Annotated in this window: 19 protein-coding genes; 12 read left to right on the top strand and 7 right to left on the bottom strand. The window is 76.1% G+C overall.

What is annotated here, in order from left to right; all coding sequences use genetic code 11:
- Window positions 1–72: 72 nt before the first annotated feature.
- Both JOE63_RS20550 and JOE63_RS20545 read left to right on the top strand, forming a co-directional pair.
- Complete coding sequence (locus tag JOE63_RS20550) at window positions 73–882, top strand: HpcH/HpaI aldolase/citrate lyase family protein (protein ID WP_307840273.1); 810 nt, start codon at window positions 73–75, stop codon at window positions 880–882.
- A gap of 146 nt (window positions 883–1,028) precedes the next feature.
- Window positions 1,029–3,551: an alpha/beta hydrolase-fold protein gene (locus tag JOE63_RS20545; protein ID WP_204543311.1), complete on the top strand. Its 2,523-nt coding sequence runs from the start codon at window positions 1,029–1,031 to the stop codon at window positions 3,549–3,551.
- A gap of 149 nt (window positions 3,552–3,700) precedes the next feature.
- Here JOE63_RS20545 and JOE63_RS20540 read toward each other — a convergent pair whose 3' ends face one another.
- Together JOE63_RS20540 and JOE63_RS20535 are read right to left on the bottom strand one after the other, a co-directional pair.
- Complete coding sequence (locus tag JOE63_RS20540) at window positions 3,701–4,354, bottom strand: chitinase (protein WP_087470169.1); 654 nt, start codon at window positions 4,352–4,354, stop codon at window positions 3,701–3,703.
- Between the two features lie 217 nt (window positions 4,355–4,571).
- Window positions 4,572–6,191: an asparaginase gene (locus JOE63_RS20535; RefSeq protein WP_239576791.1), complete on the bottom strand. Its 1,620-nt coding sequence runs from the start codon at window positions 6,189–6,191 to the stop codon at window positions 4,572–4,574.
- Between the two features lie 218 nt (window positions 6,192–6,409).
- Here JOE63_RS20535 and JOE63_RS20530 point away from each other — a divergent pair, with 218 nt between their 5' ends.
- Together JOE63_RS20530 and JOE63_RS20525 are read left to right on the top strand one after the other, a co-directional pair.
- A complete protein-coding gene (locus JOE63_RS20530; protein WP_204543309.1) occupies window positions 6,410–7,798 on the top strand; it encodes a pyridoxal phosphate-dependent decarboxylase family protein in 1,389 nt (462 codons plus the stop codon).
- A 110-nt stretch (window positions 7,799–7,908) separates the two neighbouring features.
- Window positions 7,909–8,451 carry a hypothetical protein gene (locus JOE63_RS20525; RefSeq protein ID WP_087470167.1) on the top strand — a complete coding sequence of 181 codons (543 nt, stop codon included), beginning with the start codon at window positions 7,909–7,911 and terminating at the stop codon, window positions 8,449–8,451.
- A gap of 95 nt (window positions 8,452–8,546) precedes the next feature.
- Here the strand turns inward: JOE63_RS20525 and JOE63_RS20520 are convergent, their stop codons facing one another.
- Both JOE63_RS20520 and JOE63_RS20515 read right to left on the bottom strand, forming a co-directional pair.
- Window positions 8,547–9,695: a ScyD/ScyE family protein gene (locus JOE63_RS20520; RefSeq protein WP_087470166.1), complete on the bottom strand. Its 1,149-nt coding sequence runs from the start codon at window positions 9,693–9,695 to the stop codon at window positions 8,547–8,549.
- 288 nt (window positions 9,696–9,983) lie between these two features.
- Window positions 9,984–11,279 (bottom strand): endonuclease/exonuclease/phosphatase family protein, encoded by a 1,296-nt coding sequence (locus tag JOE63_RS20515; protein ID WP_374059061.1) that lies wholly within the window; start codon window positions 11,277–11,279, stop codon window positions 9,984–9,986.
- 150 nt (window positions 11,280–11,429) lie between these two features.
- Here JOE63_RS20515 and JOE63_RS20510 point away from each other — a divergent pair, with 150 nt between their 5' ends.
- Complete coding sequence (locus JOE63_RS20510) at window positions 11,430–12,263, top strand: VOC family protein (protein WP_087470165.1); 834 nt, start codon at window positions 11,430–11,432, stop codon at window positions 12,261–12,263.
- A 79-nt stretch (window positions 12,264–12,342) separates the two neighbouring features.
- Window positions 12,343–13,713: a hypothetical protein gene (locus JOE63_RS20505; RefSeq protein ID WP_087470164.1), complete on the top strand. Its 1,371-nt coding sequence runs from the start codon at window positions 12,343–12,345 to the stop codon at window positions 13,711–13,713.
- A 31-nt stretch (window positions 13,714–13,744) separates the two neighbouring features.
- Here JOE63_RS20505 and JOE63_RS20500 read toward each other — a convergent pair whose 3' ends face one another.
- The gene (locus tag JOE63_RS20500) at window positions 13,745–14,551 is read right to left on the bottom strand and encodes a MerR family transcriptional regulator (protein WP_244286290.1); all 807 of its coding nucleotides are present in this window, start codon (window positions 14,549–14,551) and stop codon (window positions 13,745–13,747) included.
- Window positions 14,552–14,587: 36 nt separating this feature from the next.
- Here JOE63_RS20500 and JOE63_RS20495 point away from each other — a divergent pair, with 36 nt between their 5' ends.
- A complete protein-coding gene (locus JOE63_RS20495) occupies window positions 14,588–15,046 on the top strand; it encodes a DUF6194 family protein (RefSeq protein ID WP_204543307.1) in 459 nt (152 codons plus the stop codon).
- A gap of 108 nt (window positions 15,047–15,154) precedes the next feature.
- Here the strand turns inward: JOE63_RS20495 and JOE63_RS20490 are convergent, their stop codons facing one another.
- Together JOE63_RS20490 and JOE63_RS20485 are read right to left on the bottom strand one after the other, a co-directional pair.
- Window positions 15,155–15,829, bottom strand: a complete 675-nt coding sequence (locus JOE63_RS20490) for a histidine phosphatase family protein (protein ID WP_087470162.1) — start codon at window positions 15,827–15,829, stop codon at window positions 15,155–15,157.
- 157 nt (window positions 15,830–15,986) lie between these two features.
- Window positions 15,987–17,210 (bottom strand): hypothetical protein, encoded by a 1,224-nt coding sequence (locus JOE63_RS20485; protein ID WP_204543305.1) that lies wholly within the window; start codon window positions 17,208–17,210, stop codon window positions 15,987–15,989.
- A 139-nt stretch (window positions 17,211–17,349) separates the two neighbouring features.
- Here JOE63_RS20485 and JOE63_RS20480 point away from each other — a divergent pair, with 139 nt between their 5' ends.
- The 5 genes from JOE63_RS20480 (at window position 17,350) to JOE63_RS20465 (ending at window position 21,073) form a co-directional block, all read left to right on the top strand.
- Window positions 17,350–17,997, top strand: a complete 648-nt coding sequence (locus JOE63_RS20480; protein ID WP_204543303.1) for an RNA polymerase sigma factor — start codon at window positions 17,350–17,352, stop codon at window positions 17,995–17,997.
- Complete coding sequence (locus tag JOE63_RS20475) at window positions 17,994–19,106, top strand: hypothetical protein (RefSeq protein ID WP_204543301.1); 1,113 nt, start codon at window positions 17,994–17,996, stop codon at window positions 19,104–19,106. The genes JOE63_RS20480 and JOE63_RS20475 overlap by 4 nt, the downstream gene beginning before the upstream one ends.
- A 50-nt stretch (window positions 19,107–19,156) precedes the next feature.
- A complete protein-coding gene (locus JOE63_RS21265; protein ID WP_239576789.1) occupies window positions 19,157–19,723 on the top strand; it encodes a hypothetical protein in 567 nt (188 codons plus the stop codon).
- Complete coding sequence (locus JOE63_RS21260; protein WP_307840272.1) at window positions 19,720–20,106, top strand: transcriptional regulator; 387 nt, start codon at window positions 19,720–19,722, stop codon at window positions 20,104–20,106. Before JOE63_RS21265 ends, JOE63_RS21260 begins: the two co-directional genes overlap by 4 nt.
- A 100-nt stretch (window positions 20,107–20,206) precedes the next feature.
- A complete protein-coding gene (locus JOE63_RS20465; protein ID WP_204543299.1) occupies window positions 20,207–21,073 on the top strand; it encodes an alpha/beta fold hydrolase in 867 nt (288 codons plus the stop codon).
- Window positions 21,074–21,281: the final 208 nt, after the last annotated feature.

Genomic DNA, 21,281 nt, shown 5'->3' with positions numbered 1-21,281 from the left:
CCGCGAGACGGGTCCGGGTCGGGAGACCGGCTCACGTCCCGGGCCGGTGCGCCGCCGCTCACCTTGCTGTACGTGCCCGCGGACCGGCCCGACCGGGTCGCCAAGGCGCTCGCGTCCGCGGCCGACGTCGTGCTCGTGGACCTCGAGGACGCCGTCGCGCCGGCGCGCAAGGACGAGGCGCGCGGGAACGCCGTCGGGCTGCTGGACGACGCTGCCGCCGCGCGCGGGGTCCAGGTGCGGATCAACCACCCCGCGACGCCGTGGCACGCCGACGACGTCGCGGCGCTCGCGGGCCTGCCGCTCGCCGTCGGGGCGCGCGCGCCGAAGGTCGAGTCCGCCGACGAGGTGCGCGCGCTCGCCGCGGCGCTGCCTGGGCGGGCGCTGCACCTGCTCGTCGAGTCGGCGCTCGGGGTCGAGCGGGCGTTCGAGCTCGCGACGGCGTCGCCGCAGGTCGCGTCCCTCGGGCTCGGCGAAGCCGACCTGCGCTCCGACCTGCGGGTCGACGACGAGGCCGGGCTCGCGTGGGCACGGAGCCGGGTCGTCGTGGCCGCCCGGGCGGCAAGGCTGCCGTCGCCCGCGATGTCCGCGTTCACGCACGTGCGCGACCTCGACGGGCTCGCCACGTCGTGCCGCGCCGGGCGGGCGCTCGGGTTCTGCGGCCGCACCGCGATCCACCCCGGGCAGCTCGCCACGATCCGTGACGCGTTCCTGCCGACGCCCGACGAGGTGGACCGAGCGCGCGAGGTCGTCGAGCGCGTGGGCGACGCCGCGACGTCGGGCACGGGCGTCGTCGCGCTGGCGGACGGCACGTTCCTCGACGTCGCGATGGTCGAGCGAGCGCGCACCGTGCTGGCACTGGCGGACCGCCGCCCCGCCGGGTAGCGCCCGGCGCCGAGCACGACCCTGCCCGCGGTCGAACACGACGTTGCTGTCGTTATCGGCCCGATCACGACAGCAACGTCGTGCTCGACGGGTGGGGGGAGGGGGGAGGGGGCAGCACATTCACGGATCTCGACGAGGAGAACACGATGGACGCAGCACCACGGGACCGGGCGCACCGCGGGACGGCACCACGGCCGGGCCGGCGGCCCGGGACGACGGCGGTCGGGACGGCTCTCGCCCTCGCCGTCGGGCTGGGCGGGCTGGGGCTCGCGCTGCCCGCGACGGCGGCGGAGCAGGGCACGGTCGAGGCGGGGCGGGTCGCGGACTCCGCGGCCGGGGCGATCGACTACACGGTCTACCTGCCGCCCGGCTACGACGACGGCGAGCAGGAGTACCCGACGCTCTACCTGCTGCACGGGCGCGGGGACACGCAGGCGGCGTGGCAGCAGATCACGGGCGACCTCGATGAGCTGATCGGGGCGGGCGAGATCCAGCCGATGGTCGTCGTCATGCCCGACGCGCCGTGGAACGACCGCGGCTCCTGGTACACGGACTCCCTGTACACCGGGGACGCGACGGGCGCCGGCGCCGGCACCGCCGTCGAGACGGCGTTCACGCGCGACCTCGTCGCGCACGTCGACGCGACCTACCGGACCGTCGAGGACCGCGAGGCGCGCGCCGTCGGCGGCTACTCCATGGGGGGCGCGGGCGCGCTCCGGTTCACGCTCGCGCACCAGGACACGTTCTCCGCGGGCATCGTGCTGAGCCCCGCCGTCTACGTGCCGCAGCCGCCCGCGGACTCCTCGGCCCGCGACCACGGCGGCTACGGCGTCGGCACCGCGCCGTTCGACGCCGACCGGTACACGGAGCTGTCCTACCCGGCGGCGCTCGCGGCGCTCGACCCGGCGCTCCCGGTGCACCTGTTCGTCGCCGTCGGCGACGACGAGTGGGCCAACCCCAACCCCGCGGAGGCCACGCACGACATCGACTTCGAGTCCGCGCGCCTCTACAACCAGGCGCGCCGCGTCCCGGGTGTGACGGCCGAGCTGCGCGTGCTCGACGGCGGCCACGACTGGGACGTGTGGCGGCCCGGGTTCCGCGAGGGGATCGTCGACGTCTCGGCGCGGCTGCGCACGACGCCTGCGGTGCCGTGGGACGCGGAGCTCGCCGGATCGACGGGCGACGACCGCGCGGGCGGCGTCGTGGCACTGCCCGACGGCGGCACCGCCGTCGCGCTCGACCTCGCCGGCGCGTGGGACGGGTACGAGCCCGCGGGCGGCCTGGACGCGGTGGTCGTACGGCGCGACGCCGAGGGCGCCGAGGTCTGGCGGCACGCGGTGGCGACGGGCGCGGACGACCGCGCGTACGGCGTCGTGCCGGGCGCCGACGGCGGGGTGCTCGTCGCCGGGTACACGAAGGGCGACCTCGACGGCGCGCACGCGGGCACGACGCGCGACGACGGGTTCGTCGCGGCCGTGACCGCCGACGGCGAGCGGGCGTGGACGCTGCAGACCGGTGACCCGGGAACGGCCGACCGCTTCTACGCGGTCGCGCCCGACGGTGCGGGCGGCGCGTACGTCGCCGGGTACACGAGCGGTGCCGTCGGCGGCGCGCCGAGCGCCGGGGACAAGGACGCGCTGCTCGGCCGGGTCTCCGCGGCGGGCGAGCTGCTGTGGCTGCGCCAGGTCGGCGGGCCCGGCGAGGACAAGGCGCTCGCGGTCGCGGCGTCGCCCGACGGCGCGGTGTACGTGGGCGGGGTGTCGGGCGGCGGGATGCCCGGGGCGGAGCCCGCGGGCGCGAACGACGGCTGGGTCGCGCGCTACGGCGCGGACGGCGAGCAGGAGTGGCTGCGCGCCGTCGCGACGAGCGAGAACGACCAGGTCAGCGGTCTCGTGGCGCGCTCGGACGGATCGGTCGTGGCCGTCGGGCACACGCGCGGGGCGCTCGGCGCGGCCGGCAACCTCGGGGACAACGACGTCGTGGTGCGGGCGTTCGACCCCGCGGGAGAGGCCCTGTGGACGACGCAGGTCGGCACGTCGACCGACGACCGGGGCGTCACGGGCGTCCTCGGCGCGGACGACGCCGTGCTCGTCGTCGGCACGACGTACGGCGCGCTGGGTACCGCCGTCGGCGGGGTCGACGTCGTGACGATCCCCGTCGCGGCCGACGGCACCCCGGGCGAGGCGACGCAGACCGGGTCGCGCGAGCGCGACGGCGCGGACGAGTGGGACGACGCGAACCTGTTCGCGGCACCGGTCCCCGCGGCCGACGGCCGCGACGGGGCGGCGCTGCTCACCGGGCTCACGTACGGTGCGCCCGCGGGGACGACGAATGCGGGCGCTGCGGACGTGTTCGTCGCGCGCGTGCCGTGGGACGCCGTCGTGCCCGGGTCCGGCACGGGGGAGCCGCCGCTGACCGTGACCGCCCAGGCGCGGTGCCTGGCCGGGAAGGCGTACGTCGCGGTACGCGCGACGAGCACGGCGGACGCACCGGTCGACGTCGAGCTCGCCACGCCGTACGGCTCGCGCGTCGTCGCGGACGTCGCGCCGGGGACGAGCGCCTACCAGTCGTTCCCCGTCCGCGCCGCGACCGTCCCGGCCGGGGAGGCGACGGCGACCACGGACGGCCGCACCGCCGTCGTCCCGTACGACGCGCTCACCTGCGCCTGACCGCTGCTGCGGCCGGCAACGGCCTGGCCGCCACGCTCGGCGCACCGGCCGCCGACCACGACCCTGCACCCGGCCGAACACGACGTCGCTGTCGCTATCCGCCTGATAACGACAGCAACGTCGTGTTCGGCGCGGGGCGGGCGGGGCGGTCAGCAGGTGAGGTGGTCGCCCGTCGTGGTGCCGACGATCTCGACGTAGTGGCGGAAGAGGCGGACGCGGTTGTCCATCTGGCGGGGGTTGCCGCCCTCGCACTCGAGCGGGCCGTTGATGGAGCGGATGGTCTCGGCGAAGCCGTGCTCGCCGACGATCGCGTCGTGGCACGTCATCGTCGCGGTGCCGGGCTGCGTGTTCCAGTACCAGAGCGCGGTCTGCCACGCGACGGTCGGGTCCTGCTCGACGAGCCACGGGTCGGCCAGGAGGTCGATCCCGAGCGCCTCCCCGGCCGCGCGGTAGTTGAAGTTCCAGGAGAGCTGGAGCGGGCCGCGGCCGTAGTACGCGTCCTGGCCGGCCGGGCACCCGTACGGCTGCGCGGGGTCGCAGTAGTGCGGGTAGTTCGCGGTGTTCACCTCGACCACGTGCACGAGCCCGTGCGTCTCGTGGCTCACGTTCGCGAGGAACGCCGCCGCCTCGCGCCGCGCGACGCGGTCGCCGCCCGTCGTCGCGAACTCCGGGTACGCGGCCGTCGCGGCGACGAGCCCCGCGTACGTGTAGAACGCGCTCCGCTCGGGGAACATCGCCTCGAACTGCGGCTCGGTCACGACGAACGTCGGCGGAGTGGCGGCGGTCGGCGTCGGGTCGGTCATGGGTCCCCCTCGTCGGGTCGGAGCGGGCGCTGCGTCGCGCCCGGCCCCACCCTAGGGGATTCGTGAGGAGGCCTGCGTAAGTCTCGCGTTCGGGCGCCTCCCCTCCCGAGCGCGTCCGCGTCCGAGCACGCCACGGCGCACGCGCGAGCACGACCTGAGGGCCGCCATCGACTCGATAGCGACCCTCAGGTCGTGCTCGGCGGGGATGGTCAGACCGTCAGCGGCACGACGTCTCCGGGTAGGCCGCCGTGGCCTGCGACCGCACGTCTCGGCCCGCGACGGTCTTGGACGCGACGAGCGTCGCCTCGCCCGCCTCGATCGCCTTGCCCTTGACGGCGAACGTCTTGTCGACCGTCCCGCCGGCGGGGACCGCGGAGAACGTGTGCTCGCCCGCCGCCGCCTGCACGTGCACGTCGATCGGCACCGTGTCCGTGTTCGTCACCGACACCGTGAGCCAGAGCTGCTTGCCCGCCGCCTTGCACGACGGCGTCGCCGTGCCCGAGAAGAGGACGGTCGTGGACCCCGGCTCGGCGCCGACCGTGGCCGCCGTCGCGGACTGGTCGAACGACGCGTTGCCGTAGGTCGTGAACCACCCCTGCGCCGTGGCGAAGTCGTCGGTGAAGGCGCGCGACAGGAGCAGCAGGAGCCGCGCCTTGACGGCGGTGAGGTCACCGCCCGCGATGATGCCCGTACCGCCCCCGTACGACGACCCGGAGCCGGTGCGCGTCGTCGACACGAACCACACGCCCTTGTCGCGGATCGCCGCGGTGCGGGCCTGGCTCATCGCGGACGAGATGCCGCCCGCGCCGGTGCCCGCGGTGACGATGCCCCGGACGCCCGCGTTCGCGAACGCCGCGACGCCCTCGCCGCCCGCCTGCTGGTAGGACGTGACGATCTCGACGCGCGGGAGCGTCTTCGGGTCGACCTTCGCGAGGTCGAACGGCGTGAACCACTCCTCGGTGTCGCAGGACATGACGCGTGCCGGGGCGCGGCCGAGCGTGACGTTGTCGCCGTCGATCCAGCCGAGCACGCCGTACTCGCGCGTCTGGAACGTGTCGGTGCGGTACGAGTTCGTCTTCGTGACCTCGCGTGCCGCCTGGATCTCGTCGTTGAGCATGAGCACGGTGCCGAAGCAGAACGTCTGCTGCGACGCCGCGACCTTGATCGCGTTGTACAGGTTCGCGGGCGCGTCCGTGCCGAACACGAGGCTCGAGCCCGGCCCGTCGCCCGACCCCCACGGGCGCATCGAGCCGGACGTGACGACGGGCTTGCGCGACCGGACCGTGAGGTCGAGCCAGTACGCGAACTCCTCCTGCGTGTCGGTACCGGTCGTGACGACGACGGCGTCGGCGGTCTTCAGCTGCTTCTCCACCTCGAGCGTGAGCGCGTGGAACTGCTCCATCGAGTAGCCGGACGAGCCGGCGTTGCCGAACTGGACGGCCGTGACGTCGGCGACCGCGTCGAGCTCGGGCCGCAGCGTGTCCAGCATGTCGGCCATGAGGTACGTGCCGGCGCGGTAGCTGGTGAACGTGTCGCGGCCGGTCGCCTTGCCGGCCATGGTGCCGCCGGTCGCGACGACGACGACCTTCGGCTTCTCCGCGGCGGCGGTCGCCGTCGCGGTCGCGTACCGCGCGGACGCGATGCCGAGCGGGTTGGCCGGCGCGGTCCCGGACGCGAGCACCGGCGCCGCGGCGCCCTCGGCGCGCGCGGCGGCGGCCGACGCCCGGGAGTCGGCGACGGTGTACGCGACCGTCGCGGCCAGGGCGGCGCACGCGAGGACGAGCGCGACGACGGCCGCGACGGCGCGGCCGGACAGGGTCAGGGTGAACGTTCTCAACAGGGGGCCTTCCGTCGGGGGAACATCTGGCCCGCCCGACGCTAGGGACCGTGTGTTGCCTGACGGTTGCCTGTGCGTAAGAAGTACTCGCGTACCGGATCGGCGGGACGCCTCCCACCGACGGGCGCCGGTGCGCGGGTCGCGGTTGCCCCGCCCACGGGGCGGGTCCAGCCTGGTCGGAGGGGCCGGCGTCGGTCCGGCCCGGTCAGGAGCCGGTCATGGACGACCGCGACGCCGCCCTCCTGCGGGCGCACGAGCACGCCGCCGCGTGGCTCGACTCCCTCGCGACACGGCCCGTCCCGCCGCAGGCGACGGTCGGGGACGTCGTCGCCGCGCTGGGCGCCGACCTGCCCGACGGCCCCACGACGGCCGCGGACGTCGTCGACCTGCTCGCCGCGGCGTGCGGCCCCGGCCTCACGGCCATGCCGTCCGGCCGCTTCTACGGCATGGTCATCGGCGGCAGCCACCCGGCGGCGCTCGCGGCCGACTGGCTCACGAGCGCGTGGGACCAGAACTCCGCGCTGCGCACCGTCACCCCCGCGCACACGGCCGTCGAGGACGTGACGAGCGCGTGGCTGCTCGACCTGCTGGGCCTGCCGTCGTCCGGTGCGGTCGGGTTCGTCACCGGTGCGACGACCGCGAACTTCACGGCGCTCGCGGCGGCGCGGGGCGAGGTCCTGCGGCGCGCGGGGTGGGACGTGCGGCGCGACGGGCTGACCGGGGCGCCACGCGTCCGCGTGCTCGTGGGCGCCGAGCGCCACGAGTCGGTCGACCTCGCGCTGTCCTACCTCGGGCTCGGCGCGCCCGAGGTCGTGGCCGCGGACGACCAGGGCCGCATCTCGGTCGCCGCGCTGGAGGAGGCGCTGACGGACCAGGGCTCTACCTCGCAGGGGGTGCCGGACGGACCGACGATCGTCGTGCTGCAGGCGGGGAACGTGCACTCGGGGGCGTTCGACCCGTTCGGCGCGGCGGTCGAGGTGGCGCACCGGCACGGCGCGTGGGTGCACGTCGACGGCGCGTTCGGGCTCTTCGCCGCCGCGTCGCCGTCGTACCGCCACCTCGTCGCGGGGTACGAGGGCGCGGACTCGTGGGCGACCGACGCGCACAAGACGCTCAACGTCCCGTACGACTGCGGGCTCGCGATCGTCGCGGACCCTGCGCCGCTGCGCGCGGCGATGGGGATGCACGGCGACTACCTCATCCAGAGCGACACGGGCGACCCGCTCGACAAGGTGCCCGAGCTCTCGCGCCGCGGGCGCGCGTTCCCCGTGTGGGCGGTGCTGCGCGCGCTGGGGCGCTCCGGCGTCGCGGAGCTGGTGGACGGCTTCTGCCGGCACGCGAGCGCGTTCGCCGCGGGGATGCGGGCGCTCGACGGCGCCGTCGTGCTCAACGACGTCGTGTTCACCCAGGTGTGCGCCGCGTTCGGGGACGATGCGCGCACGCAGGACGTCGTGCGCCGCGTCCTCGACGACGGCACGGCCTGGATGTCCGGGTCGCGGTGGCACGACCGCGCGGTGCTGCGCGTGTCGGTGAGCTCGTGGGCGACGACGGACGCCGACGTCCGCATGAGCCTCGACGCCCTCCGCCGCGCGGCGTCGTCGGGCTGAGGCCGGGCGCCAACCGGCACGGCCCGGCACGGCCCGGCACCGACGGGCGCACCGACCGTCGCGGGCTGGGCCCGGACCCGGACGCGGGCGCTGCGCCTACACTCGCTGCCGTGCCGACCGCCGAGGACCTCGCCGCCGCCGTCCGTGCGCGTGCCGAGGGGACGCCCTACCGGATCGTCGACGAGCGCCCGGACGGGTTCGAGCTGCGGCTCGACCGCCCCGACGCGGCGTGGTGGCGCATCTTCTCGCACAGCTACTACGCGACGCTCGTCACCCACGAGGTGCGTGTCCTGCCGGACGGGCTGCGGATCGAGCTCACCGACGTCGTGCGGCGCACGCACTGGGCTCTCGACGCCGACGGGCGGTTCGTCGAGCCCGAACGTGGCTGGGTGCGCTCCGTCTCGCGCGGCACAATCCGCTCGACGTTCACCGCGTCGATCGCCGACGACGAGTCGGGGGCGCGGACGCGCGTCCTCTTCGACACCGCGGCCGGGCGCCGGATCGTCACCGACGCGGCCCAGAGCCTGGGCATGAGCGTCGGGGCCTCGGCCGGCACCCGCACCGCGACCGTCGTCGGCCTCGTCGCCGCCGGGCTCGGGCTGGCCGTCGCCCTCGGCGCCGTCGTCATGATCCTCGTCGTCGGGCGGGGCTGACGGCTCGAGCCACGACGCGCACCGGCACGACGCGGCCCGGTCGCCCCCGCCGGAGCGAGGGCGACCGGGCCGCGCCGCAGGTCGGTCGACGGCGGTCAGCGACCGCGGTGCTTGCCGAGGTCGACGCGCACGAGGTGCCCGTCGGGCGGCGTCGTCTCGTCCGCGGGCAGCACGTTCGTCGTCGCGAGCAGCCCCTTGCCGTCCCACTCGAGACCTGCGGGCAGCGGGACCTCCACGACCGTGCTCGGGCCGCGCTTGCCGACCTGTGAGATCTTCCCGCCGAACAGCTCGCTCACGTAGACCGTGCCCTGGTCCGTCACGGCGAGGTTGGTCGCGCCCACGAACCCGGACCCGAGCTGGCGCACCTTCCCCTTCCACGGGTCCACGGTGTAGACGCCGCCGCGCGCGCCGAGGCTCGCGTCCTCCGGCCCGCCCGGGAGCGTCGTCACGTAGAGCACGCCGTGCGGGCCCACCTCGACGTCCGTCGGGACGGGCTCGAACCAGTACGTCTCCCCGACGACGCAGTCGGGCCAGCCGATGGCCGCGGCCGCCTCCGCGGTGACCACCGCGGGCTGGGCCGGGAGGACGGCGACCGTGCGGACCTTCCCGCGGTCGCTGATCGACAGGATCGCGTTCGCGCCCGCGTCGGCGACGTAGGTCGTGCCGCGCGACGTGGTCGTCGCGTACGGGTGGGAGTCGGCGATCCCGGTGTACAGGCCCGGGACCGGCACCGGGGGCACCTGCGCGACGCACGCGGGGTCGGTCTCGCGCAGGCCGTACGTCACGCCCGCGTCCGGGTTGTTCGCCTGCTCGTACGCGAACGTGTCCGCGAGGACGCGGGGCGTGCCGGTCGGGTTCCCCCAGCGGTCCGTGCCCAGGGTCGAGACCTCCGACGCGACCGGGCCCTCCTCGCCGAGCTGCGTCTCGGTGAACGTGATGCGGCGGTCGGCGTAGGAGACGCCGCCGACCTCGCCGCCGTCGGGCGACGCGTAGAGCACGTTCGGCGTGCCGTCGCGCCCGACGGCCGTGAGCAGGCCGGGGAAGTTCTGGGTGACGTAGGTCGTGCCGCGCGGTCCGACCGCGAGGCTGAGCGGGGTGACGAGCCCGGTCGCGACGTCCGTCACGGTGGGTGGGCGCGGGTCGGGCTTCCCGCCGCCGTGCGCGACGGCGGGGCTCGCGACGAGCACGAGGGCGGCGGTCGCGGCGGCGACGCCTGCGGGCAGGGCGGTGCGGAGTCTTCTCATGGGTGCTCCAGGTCCGGCGGTCCCGGGGCGCGGCCAGGGAGGTGGTCGCGGTGCTGCGGGGCAGCACGCGCGCACGGCGCGCCGGGGACGTGTGAGGTGGGTGGTCGTCGGGCCGGACGACGTGGCGCGCCTCGGGTGTGCCCGGGCGTGCCGTGCGACCGGCGGGGCGCCGGCCGGGAGTCTGCTGTGCGTCGGCGGTGAGCACAGACCTCCGAGTGTGCACCCGACGGCCGTCGCGGTCCAGGACCGTCGCCCCGGGCGACGAGCACCGGGGCGACGGCGGGACGGTCAGCCGCGCACGGCCAGGTCCACCCACACGAGCCGGTGGTCGCTGCTCGGGAACGGGAAGACACCGGTGAGGCGCGAGAGCGGGTCCGCCTGGACCGGCCAGAACACGCCGGCGTCGCGCACGCGCAGGTCGCGCGACGGCAGCACGTAGTCGGCGCGCAGGTTGCCCGGCGCGGTGTCCGCGAAGTCGGCGGTGTCGAGCGCGGGGTCGCCGCGGTGCGTCGCGTTCGCGCCGCCCTGGAGCGCGGCCGCCTCGACGGCGCCGTCCGAGCGGGGCGCGGGGTCCTGGACGCGCCGGTGGTCGAGGAGCTGGTCGATCGCGGCGTCGACCGAGTCGCCGTCGAGCGGGTCGGCGTTCTGGTCGCCCAGGACGACGAAGCTCTCGCCCGGGTGCAGCCCGCCGCGGCGGCCGGCGTCGTCGTAGACGTACCGCGACGCCTTGCCGGGCGTCACGTAGTCCGCCCAGAACCGGATCTCGTCGTGGTTGCGCCGCCCGTTGCGGTCCTCGGGACCGTCGAACGTCGGGGGCGTGGGGTGGGACGCGAGCACGTGGACCGTCTCCCGGCCGACGCGCACGGGCACGTCCCAGTGCGACTTGCTCGACAGGCGCACGACCTCGAGCTCCTCGGGCGTGAACCAGTCCGCGGGCGCGGCCGTCGCCGGGTCGTCGGGGAGGAGCGCGCCGGGCATGTCCTTCCACAGGAAGTGCTGGAACGTGCGGACGCCGCGCGTGTCGATCGGGTAGCGCGACAGCACGACCATGCCGTACTGGCCCTCGAACGCCCCGAAGCCGAAGGCGTCGTCGCCCCCGCCGACCGTGCCGTCGTTGTTGAGGTCGAACCCGCTCGGCACACCCGTGTTCGAGGGCGCGACGTACGCGTAGCGGTACTCGATCGGCGTCGCACCGCCCTGGGACACCTCGAGGTAGTGGTCGCGGAACAGGTCGACCGCGCGCCCGTCGGGCACGTGGTCGAACTCGTTGAGCAGCACGACGTCCGGCCGCGTGCGCTGGAGCACCTCGGCGATCGTCGCGGCCTGCGGGTCGTCGGGCGTCGAGAGGTCCGCCTCGAGCTCGCCCGCCGCGGCGCGGTTGAGGCTCGCGTTGTACGTCGCGACGCGCAGCGTCCCGCGTTCGTGGCCGTGGCCGTTGCCGTGGCCGCCGTGCGCGACGGCGGGGCTCGCGGCGGCGCCGCCGATCCCCGCGGTCAGGGCGAGAGCCACGGCGAGCGCGGGGGCCAGGACGGTGCGCGCGGCGCGGGCGTGGTGAGCAGGTCTCGTGGACAGCCTCGTGGACACGGTGGCTCCTCGTCGTCGGGGACGGTGGTCGTCGAGAGGTTCCTCGCCACCGTACGCACGCCCGTCCCCGCACGGAAGGGCGGCGAGGTGGCCGGCGGACGAACGGCCGGCAGGCGCTGCCGGTGTGGGCGCACGGTGGGACCCTGAGACATGGACACCACGCAGTCCCGGCCGACCCGCACCTACCCGCACGGCGTGCCGTGCTGGGTGGACACCGAGCAGCCCGACGTCGACGCCGCGCTCGCGTTCTACGGCGCCCTCTTCGGGTGGGACTTCGAGGACAGGCTCCCGCCCGGCACGGGCGAGCGGTACGTCGTCGCCTCGCTCGGCGGGCAGGACGTCGCCGCGGTCGCGTCCGGGACCGGCGAGCCGACGTGGATCACGTACGTCGCGGTCGACGACGTGGACGCCTCCTCGCGCGGCGTCCCCGACCTCGGCGGGGAGGTCCTCGACGGCCCGACGACGGTCGGGCCGCCGGGGCGCATGGCGTCCGTCCGCGACCCGCAGGGCGCGACGTTCCGGCTCTGGGAGCCCGGGACGCGCGTCGGGGCGCAGCGGGTCAACGAGCCGGGCACGTGGAACTTCAGCGTGCTGCACACGCCCGACGTCGCGCGGGCGCTGCACTTCTACGGGCCGCTCCTCGGGTGGGAGGTGGACCCGGGGCTCGGCGCGGGCATGGCCCGCGTCGAGGGCTACGGCGACCACCTCGCCCGGACCGTCTACCCGGAGATCGACGCGAACCAGGAGGGCGCGCCGCCCGGGTTCCGGGACGTCGTGGCGGGCGTGCTCGAGGACGGCGGCCCCCCGCGGCACACGGTGACGTTCGCCGTCGCCGACCGGGACGACGCCGCCGCGGCCGCGGAGCGCGCGGGCGGCGTCGTGCTCTCGTCGGCCGACACGGAGTGGACCCGCGAGGCCGAGGTGCGCGACCCGCAGGGTGCCGTGCTCACGCTCTCGCAGTTCACCCCGCCCGAGGGCTTCTGACGGCGGGGCCGTCCGCCGGTCGTGCGCGTGGCGTGGTCGGGGCGCCGGCCCGGCCGCGCGCGTGCGGCATCATGACGCCGTGAACGTCGTCACCCGCACCCCGCACGACCAGGTCGTCGCCCGTCTGCGCGCCGCAGACCTCGAGTACGGGCGCGTCGGCCCGACGGACGAGCGCGGCTGGACCTTCGCCGAGGTCGACACGGAGGTCGACGTCGAGGCCGGCCGCGAGCCCGGCGCGCCCGCGTCGGTCGCGCAGGCGCTCGCGCGCGTCGACGAGCTGGTCCCGGCGCCGTGGGTCGTGCAGCTCGACGGCGGGTCGGACCTGCTGCCCGAGGGCGTCAGCGCGATCCTCGCGGCCCGCACGGACCCGGCGGCTCCGCCGGCGGTCGTCACGTGGGCGCCCGTCGACCCGTCCGGGACGAGCACCGACCACGCGATGCGCCTCGACGGCGACCCGGGCGACGTGCTCGCGGCAGTCGCCGCGCTCGTCGGGCTGCGGGACGCGGCGACCGCGCCGGACCGCCTGCGCGAGCTCGAGCACCCCGACGACCTGCTCGACACGTTCACCGGCGTCGCCGACCTGCCGGCGACCGACTCGGCCGCGCCCGACGCCGTCGTCCAGCTCGTGCGCGCCGACGCCGCGTTCGTGCGCGCCGCGGCGCGCCGCGCCGGGTCGGCGTGGGTGCGCGCGACGGACGAGCGCACGGCCGTGTGGACGGTCGCCCGTCCGGCCGCGCCCGTCCCCGGCGCGCCCGACGACGACGTGCGGGACGCGTTCACGGCCGCCCTCGGCGGGGAGTTCCGGGCCCGGTCCACGATCGAGCGCGGCCTGCGCGCGGGCGAGGCGATGCTCAGCCTGGAGCGGGCGGGTTCCGGGGTGTCGTGGACGCTCACGACGTCCGGGCGGCCGTGGGTCTTCGGGAGCTGGAACGACTCGTGGACGGACCTGTCCACCTCCGGGACCGACGGCGCGTACGACGCGCTCGTCGAGACCTTCGGCGAGCCGCGCGACCCGAACCGGCTGCGCGCGCTGCTCGCCGCGTCCACGTGGCCTGGCGACCCGGTCGCCGACCTCGCCTATCTCCTCGGCCTGCCGTCGGCGGTCGTGGAGGCGGTCGACGACCCGGCGCGGTTCCGGCACGGCGCCGAGCGCGTCCAGCCCCTCGGCCCGACGGCACCGCTCACCCCGGCCGAGAAGGCGGCGCTCGTGGCACGCGCGCCCCGGCGCGGGGCGGGGAAGACCGTGCGGGACGTCGTCCTGCTCGTCCTGGGCGTCGTGCTCCTCGGCCTCGGGGCGACGATCCTCGCGACCGACGGCGCCGTCGTCGGGTCGGACGGCCAGCCCGACTGGTCCGTCGCGGTCTGGATCGCGGGCGGCGTCCTCGCGCTCGCCGGCTGGGCCGGGCTGGGCACGGCTCGCTCGGAGCGACGCCGCTTCCTCGAGCTCTAAGCCCTCGCACGCCGGGCTCTCGCACGCCGGGCTACTGCACGGCGTGGGCCAGCAGGCGCGCGACGTCGTGCCCGGCGTCGAGGAGCGCGACGGTGCGGCGCGCGATCGTGCCGAAGCGCGCGTCCAGCGCGGCGAGCGGGTCGGCGACGTCGGACGGCCCGGTGGTCCGACGCAGCGCGTCGATGGTTCTCCGCACGTCCGGTACCCGGTACCCGGCGGACCGCAGCGCCGCGACGACGCGCGCCTCGCGGACCGCGGCCGGCGGGTAGCGACGGGCCGAGACCGACCCCGCGCGCGAGGCGACGCGGTCCGGCGCGAGGAGCCCCTCGCGCTCCCAGAACCGGAGCGTGGACGCGCGCACCCCCAGCGCGGCCGCGAGCTGCGTGATCGTGAGGACGGACCCGTCGGCGTCGTCGTCCCGTCGCGCGGTCGCGGCGCCGGGAGGACGGCCCGCGTCGTCGTCCTCCGCCCGGATCGCGAGGAGTGCGCGCCGGGCGGCGAGCGCCTCCGCGCGCTCCCTCGCCAGGGTCACGTGCAGCGCGCCGACGAGCGCCGTGGCCTCGTCGAAGGTCAGCGTGCGCACGGAGCGCAGCACCCGGCGCGCCTCGACCGGCCCGACCGCGGCCGCGAGACCGCGGTACGCGCGCAGAGCCAGGACGTGCTCCTCGCCGAAGGTGCGGTAGCCGTTCGCGGACCGGCCCGCGGGCGGCAGGACGCCGAGCGCCTCCAGGTCCCGCACCTGCTGGACGGACCACCCGGTCGCGCGCGCGACGTCGGACGTCCGCAGCGGGGGAGAACCCACCCCGCCGGACGGACCACGCCCGGGCTCCTCCGTCACGACCCTCCAGAAGCACTTCAAGCAGACACTCGAACCATGAGTATGGAGCAGATCCTCGACACGGTCCGGTCCCTCGACGGCGTCCTCGTGCTCTCGCCCGGCCCCGGCAGCGAGTTCCCCGAGCTGGCGTGGGGCGACCACTTCTTCTACCACGCCCCCGACGGCGTGGTCCCCCACGGGCAGCCCTACGGCACGGTGGTCACGAAGGACTACCCCGACGACACCACCTCACGACTCGACGACGAGGGCCGGTGGAGGGTCAACGTGCACGTGGGCCGCGACCGGTTCCGCGACCTGGTCGGCTCCGATCCCCGTGACGAGGCGCCGTCGGAGGCGGGGGAGACCGACGTCGTCGTGCCGCACCCGGTCTACGGCGCGCTCGGCTGGGTGTGCGTCGTGAACCCGGGCGAGCGCACGACGCCGCTCGTCCTCGACCTGCTGCGCGCCGCCCACGACGACGCGCGCGCCCGCGCCGCCCGCCGCGCCGCGCGGTAGTGACGACCCCGGGTGCCGGTCGACCACGAGGTCGCACCGCGTCGACCACGGGGTTGCTGTCGTCATCGACCGGAGAACGACAGCAACCCCGTGGTCGGCGGGAGCCGCTCAGACCGGGACGGCGGCGGCCGACGGCGCGGGGCGCGCGGCGACGTGGCCGTGACCGGCGACGTCGACGCCGACCGCGAGGACCTTCGGGACGCCGTCGGTCACCTCGACGGTGGACACCGACGCGTTGGGCAGGGCCGCGAGGCCGGACGGGTCGAGCGTCGCGAGCCACGCGCCGAGCGTGAGGCCGTGGCCCACCACGAGCACGTGCCGGTCGAGCACCGCGCCGGGGCGGGACGCCTCGTCGTGCGCGGCGACGACCCGCGCGAAGACGTCGCGCACGCGGGCCATGAAGTCTCTGCCGGGCTCGCCGCCGCCGACGCCGGGGTGCGTGCCGGCGAGCATGCGCGGCACGAGCTCCGCCCACGGCTCGACGGCGTCGAGGTGCGACTCCGGGCGCCGCTCGTACGACCCGAACGACAGCTCGCGCAGGTCGTGGTCGACGGTCAGCGGGAGGTCGGGATGGTGGCGCAGGATCTCCATCGCCGTGAGCACCGCACGGCCCTGCGGCGAGGAGTACGCGGCCGCGAAGTCGTGCCGCGCGAGGTGCTGCGCGGTGACGCGCACGCCCGCGCGCCCCGTGCGGGTCAGGGGGGAGTCGCACGACCCCTGGAGGTGTCGTCGTGCGTTGAGGTAGGTCTGCCCGTGTCGTACGAGCGTGATCGTCAGGGTCATCGTCGCTGTGCCCTCTCCGGTCGTCCCGGTCTGCTGGTCACGGCCGACGCTAGGGCGTCCCGGTTTCGGGACGACGACGTCCCGGTGACGATCGTGTGGCCGGTGCCGGAACGCCGTGGGCCTCGGGGCGCGGCGACCGGCGCAGCGGCGCAGGACGTCACACGGGTGCGGCGACCTCGTCCCGCTGTGCGCTCGGGACCTGCTCGCGGTCCGTGTCGTCCGAGCCGTCGGTCTCCTCCGCGGCGTCCACGGGCTCCGTCGACGAGCCGCCCGTCTCCGCTGCGGCGTCCGACTCCGGCCGGCCGGCCGCCGGCGTCGCGGCGGGCGCGGGCCACGGCTCCTCGGCGTCCCCGGCGGCGTCGGGCACCGCGCCGGCCGCCCGGTGCACGACGACCGCGAGCGGTGCGACGAGCACCCCGCAGACCAGGCCCCACCCCAGGCCCGCCTGGAGCACGGGGAGGGCGCGTCCGGCGTCGGGCAGGACGCCGCCGGCGGTGACGGTCGAGACGACGACGGGCACCGCCGCGGCGAGGGCCGCCCCCGCGACGCACGCGAACCAGGTGGCGAGCAGGAGCGCCCAGCGGCCCTCCACCGGGGGCAGGCGGCGCGCCGCGAGCGCGGTGAGCAGCCCCACGGCCAGCCCGACGCCGAGCGGCAGCGCGAGGTGCACCGGGTCGGCGAGGAGGGCGTCCCGGTCGACGGCGAGGCGCGCGGAGGGCAGCAGCACGACGTCCCGGGCGACGCCCCACGGCGACTGCGGGTCGGCCGCGCCGGGGAGCAGGGTCCGCCCGACGCCCGCGGCCGCCCAGAGCACGCCCGTCGTCGTGCCCGCCGCGAGGGCCGCCGGCCAGGCGCGCACCGTCGTCGGCGTGCGGGTGTGCCGCGTGCCCGCCGGGTCGTCGCGGCGGTCGGTGAGCGCGCGCGTCACGACGACCGCGAGCCCGACGATCAGGCCGTTGACGAGCCCCCACCAGCCGCCGAGCGCGGTCGCGACGAGCTCGGTGATCGTGTCCGCGCGCCAGGGCAGCGTGACCCCGGCGAACCAGGCGGCCGTCGCGGCGAGCGCCGACGCGGCGACGACGGCGAACCAGACGCCGAGGAACGTCGCCCAGCGGCCCGTGCCCGACGGCAGGCGCCGCAGCGCGAGCTGGGTGCCGGCCGCGACGAGCGCCCCCGCCAGCGCCGCCGTGAGGAGCGTGCTCCCGGAGACGGGCCCACCCCCCGCACCGGTCGGGTGCGGGAGCAGCGCGCGGAGGAGGGTGCCGGGCACGGCGAGCGACGTCCCGGACAACCAGTCCGCGAGGCGTCCCGTGACCACCCAGAGGAGCGCGGTGAGCGTTCCGGCGACGACGACGGCGGGGACGGTCCTCGATGACGGCATCCTGCGAGGGTAGTGGCACGGCGCGCCCGGCCGCACCGACCGGTTCGTCCCGGGCTGTCATCCTGGGCGGCCTGCCGGACATCCCCTTCCGGAGCGTCGCGAGGGGCGGCGTCGACCACGACGACAGGAGCGAGGGCTGATGTCCCCACCCCCCGACGAGGCGGAGGCGCGGGCGCGCCTCGACCGCCTCTACCGCGACCATGCACGGTCCGTGTACCGGTGCGCGGCGACGCGGCTGTCCCCGCAGGACGCGGAGGACATCGTGTGCGAGGTGTTCGTGGTGGCCTGGCGCCGGATCACGGAGGTGCCGCCGTACGAGCTCGCGTGGCTCCTGCGGGTCACGCGCAACGTCATGGCGAACCACCTGCGCGCGGGCTCGCGCCGGGCGGCGCTCGTGCGCCGCGTCACGGGCGTCGCCGCGCCGAGCGTGCCCGACCACGCGGGGGACGTCGTCGGGCAGGACGCCGCCGAGCGGCTGCTCGCCCGCCTGCCCGCGCGCGACCAGGAGGTCCTCCGGCTCCTCGTGCTCGAGGACCTGTCGGTCCCCGAGCTCGCCGAGGCCCTCGGGTGCCGCCCCAACACCGCGTCCGTGCGCGTGCGGCGCGCCAAGGAGCGCCTCGCGCGCCTGTACGCCGAGCTCGACCGGTCCGCTGCGGCGCCGAGCCGGACCCCAGGCCGGTCCGTGCCGCGGCCGCTGGCCGCGCCGTCGTACGCCGTCGCCACGGCGGCCACGGCGGCCGCCACCGCCACCGCCGTTGACTCACCCCGAGAAGGGACGACCCCGTGAACGACCCGATCCACCGCCTGCGCACCGAGAGCACCCGCCCGGACGCGGACGTCCCGCTCGACGCCGTCCTCGCCACGATCCACGCCCGGACGGCGGGCGAGCGCCCCGGGGCGCTGAGCCGGCGGCGCCGGACCGTGCGCACGGCGGCCGTCGGTGTCGCGGGCGCCGGCGTCGTCGCGGGCGTGCTCGTCCTGCCCGGCCTCGTCCCGGGGTCCGGGCCCGACGCCGTGCCCGAGCCCGTGGCCGCGCCGTCGCCGACCACGGAGGTGCGCGACGGCGTCGTCGGCGAGGACCTGGACGCCGACGGCACCGTGGTCACCGCCGTCGCGTATGTCGAGCGGGCGCGCACGGCCGTCCAGGACGTCGACCTCTCGACCCTGGTGCTCGAGGTCGGGTCGACGTTCGGCGTCCAGCACCCGGGGGAGAGCGCGCTCGACTCGTCCGCGGACCGGACCTTCACGGCCGGCGACGGGAGCGCGACCCGCTGGCTCTCCGAGCAGGACTTCGTGGCGTCGGTCGGCACCAGCACGGTGGGCGTCGAGGAGGTCAAGCACGCTGACCCGGCCGGCCCGGAGGGGCAGATGACCTACTGGTGGGTGAGCCCCGCGGCCGGTGTCTACACGCAGTTCACGCTGCCGGTCGAGAACTGGGACGACATCCAGGAGGGCACCATCCGGGAGCAGCTCACCGCGCAGATGACGGACCTGGCCGCGCAGATGGACGCGATCCAGGCGCTCGCCGACCAGCCGGACGTCGTCACGAGCGGCCCCGAGGCGCGGACGGTCGGCGGACGCCCGGCGACGTGCTTCGAGCTCTCCGGCCCCGGGTCGGCCGCCCCGGAGAGCGAGACGTCGATGTGGGTCGGGGGTGAGCCGGGCACCGTCGACTGGACGCGGGCCGCGTGCTTCGATGACGCGACGCACCTGCCGCTGTCGGACGAGCGGACCGAGCACTACTACATCGACGGCGCCACCGAGACCAGCCTTGCGGTCACGACGTCCGAGTACACCTGGCACCCGCGGGACGAGGCGTCGCTCGCCCTCCTCGAGCCGTCGGTCACGGGCCTGCGCGAGGTCTCGCAGGACGAGTTCACGCGCCTGACGAGCTGACCGCCGTCACGGTCTGGCGGAGCGGTGGCTCTGCCTGGCAGAGTGAACGCATGACCGAGTACGTCGACGAGGTCCGAGCACGTCAGCGCGCCGCACGGCACGCCACGTCGTTCCCGCTCCTCCTGACGGCGGGCGCCACCGCGTTCCTCGCCGTCGCGGAGGGCCGGGGATGGTGGCTCTACCCGCAGGTGCTCGTCCCGGCGGCCACCTACGCGGCGCTGTACGTCGTGATGCTCGTGCAGCGCCGCGCGACCGGGATCGGTACCGGGCGGGACGGCTACGGGCTGGTCGCCGTCGCGTGCGCGCTGGTCGGCTTCCTGGTGCCGGTCGTGGCGCTCTTCCTCGGGGCGGCCTTCGTGCTCGGCGGTGGACTCTTGGTCCTCGGCTGGCGAGGCCGCGACGCCTGGCTCGTGGGACCGGGGCTCGCGCTCATGGTCGTCGGCCCGCTCGGGGCTCTGGGTACGCTCGCCAACCACGCCGCGTTCCTGGGCCCGGAGCCGTCCGTGCTGGTGCTCGGGGTCCTCGCCGGGGCGTTGCTCGTCCTCGCGGGACTGGCCCTCGCGCGGGAGCGACGGGCGAGGATCGCGGGTCGTGCCGCGCTCGTCGCCTCAGCGTGAGCGACGACCCGCGGATCCACGCCGACGACGAGGGCCTGCACCCGCTCGCGCACATCGACGAGACCGTCCACCAGCGGGTCCGGCTGGGGATCCTCGCGGTCCTCGCGGACACCGACGACGCGGACTTCTCCCACCTCCGGCGCACGCTCGGTCTCACCGACGGCAACCTCGGGCGACATCTCGAGGTGCTCGTGCGCCACGACTACGTGTCCGTCTCCACGACCGGTGCCGGGCGTCGTCGACGCACCTGGGTGGGGATCACCCGGCGGGGGAGGAGCGCGCTGGAGATCGAGGTCCAGCTCCTCCGGGTGCTGCTCGCCGGCCGCGCGGGGGCGGAGGAGGCCGACGAGCGCCGTCGCGGCCCGCGTGGCGACGGGGCCTGAGCGGCGGGTCGCCGCTGCCGATGAGTTCTCGGCGCGATCGTCGTCAGAATGCACGGGAGCCCCGGTGGACGGCCGCGGGCACGACGACACGGAGGACGCCATGAGCGAGCGCACGACCTACACCCTGGACGTGCCCGGTGCCGTCGTGGCGTACGACGTCTGGACGCCGGAGACGGCGAGCGACCGGCGGCCCGTCGTCGTCATGGGCTCGCCCATGGCGGCGTCCGGGTTCGAGCAGCTCGCCGGGCTGCTCGACGACCGGGTGGTCGTCACGTACGACCCGCGCGGCACCGAGCGCAGCACGCTCGCACCGGACGGCGAGGTCTCGGTCGAGGCGCACGCCGACGACCTGCACGCGGTCGTGACGGCGGTCGGGCTGGGGCCGGTGGACGTGTTCGGGTCGAGCGGGGGCGGCGTGGTCGGGCTGTCGTGGGTCGAGCGGTACCCGGGGGACGTGCGGACGTTCGTCTCGCACGAGCCGCCGATCACGCCGCTGCTCGAGGACGCCGCGCTCGCGACCACGGTCCAGGCGGACATCGTCGAGACGTACGGCCGGGAGGGTTTCGGCCCGGCGATGGCGAAGTTCGTCGCGCTCGTGAGCCACGTGGGCCCGCTGCCGGCCGACTACCTCGGCCGGCCGGCGCCCGACCCGGCGATGTTCGGCTTCCCCACGGCCGACGACGGGTCGCGCGACGACCTGCTCCTCGGCAAGAACCTCGCGACGATGCCCTCGTGGGCTCCCGACGGCGCGGTGCTGCGGGCGTCGGGCACGCGGGTCGTGCCCGCCGTGAGCGCGCAGGGCGAGGGCACGCTGGCGTGGCGCGGCGGCGCCGCCCTGGCCGCACTGCTCGGGGTGGACGCGGTGACGTTCCCCGGGGACCACGGCGGCTTCATGGTCAGCGAGTGGTCGCCGCACAACGACCCGGCGGCGTTCGCCGCCGCGCTGCGCGAGGTGCTCGACGCCTGACCTGCGCGCGTCGCGCACGCGCTGAGCGACCCCCGAGCACGGGGTGGTCGACCGCCTCTCCGAGACCCGGTCGCCCGCCCCGTGCTCGGCGTTTCTCTGGCCGACGCCGCGGACAAGTGTCGACTGACCGGGGACTTTTGCATGTTGTCGACACAACTTTCGCCTACCTGTTGACATCGGCCTCTGACTGCGGTGTCATAAACCTCGT

This window comes from Cellulosimicrobium cellulans, assembly GCF_016907755.1.
GTDB classification, from domain to species: domain Bacteria; phylum Actinomycetota; class Actinomycetes; order Actinomycetales; family Cellulomonadaceae; genus Cellulosimicrobium; species Cellulosimicrobium cellulans_D.
This window is presented reverse-complemented; position numbering and strand designations above follow the sequence as displayed.

Coding starts and splice junctions, on each gene's coding strand:
- JOE63_RS20545 (WP_204543311.1), top strand. CDS start 1,029: ATGGACGCAGCACCACGGGACCGGGCGCACCGCGGGACGGCACCACGG.
- JOE63_RS20540 (WP_087470169.1), bottom strand. CDS start 4,354: ATGACCGACCCGACGCCGACCGCCGCCACTCCGCCGACGTTCGTCGTG.
- JOE63_RS20530 (WP_204543309.1), top strand. CDS start 6,410: ATGGACGACCGCGACGCCGCCCTCCTGCGGGCGCACGAGCACGCCGCC.
- JOE63_RS20520 (WP_087470166.1), bottom strand. CDS start 9,695: ATGAGAAGACTCCGCACCGCCCTGCCCGCAGGCGTCGCCGCCGCGACC.
- JOE63_RS20510 (WP_087470165.1), top strand. CDS start 11,430: ATGGACACCACGCAGTCCCGGCCGACCCGCACCTACCCGCACGGCGTG.
- JOE63_RS20495 (WP_204543307.1), top strand. CDS start 14,588: ATGAGTATGGAGCAGATCCTCGACACGGTCCGGTCCCTCGACGGCGTC.
- JOE63_RS20490 (WP_087470162.1), bottom strand. CDS start 15,829: ATGACCCTGACGATCACGCTCGTACGACACGGGCAGACCTACCTCAAC.
- JOE63_RS20485 (WP_204543305.1), bottom strand. CDS start 17,210: ATGCCGTCATCGAGGACCGTCCCCGCCGTCGTCGTCGCCGGAACGCTC.
- JOE63_RS20480 (WP_204543303.1), top strand. CDS start 17,350: ATGTCCCCACCCCCCGACGAGGCGGAGGCGCGGGCGCGCCTCGACCGC.
- JOE63_RS21265 (WP_239576789.1), top strand. CDS start 19,157: ATGACCGAGTACGTCGACGAGGTCCGAGCACGTCAGCGCGCCGCACGG.
- JOE63_RS20465 (WP_204543299.1), top strand. CDS start 20,207: ATGAGCGAGCGCACGACCTACACCCTGGACGTGCCCGGTGCCGTCGTG.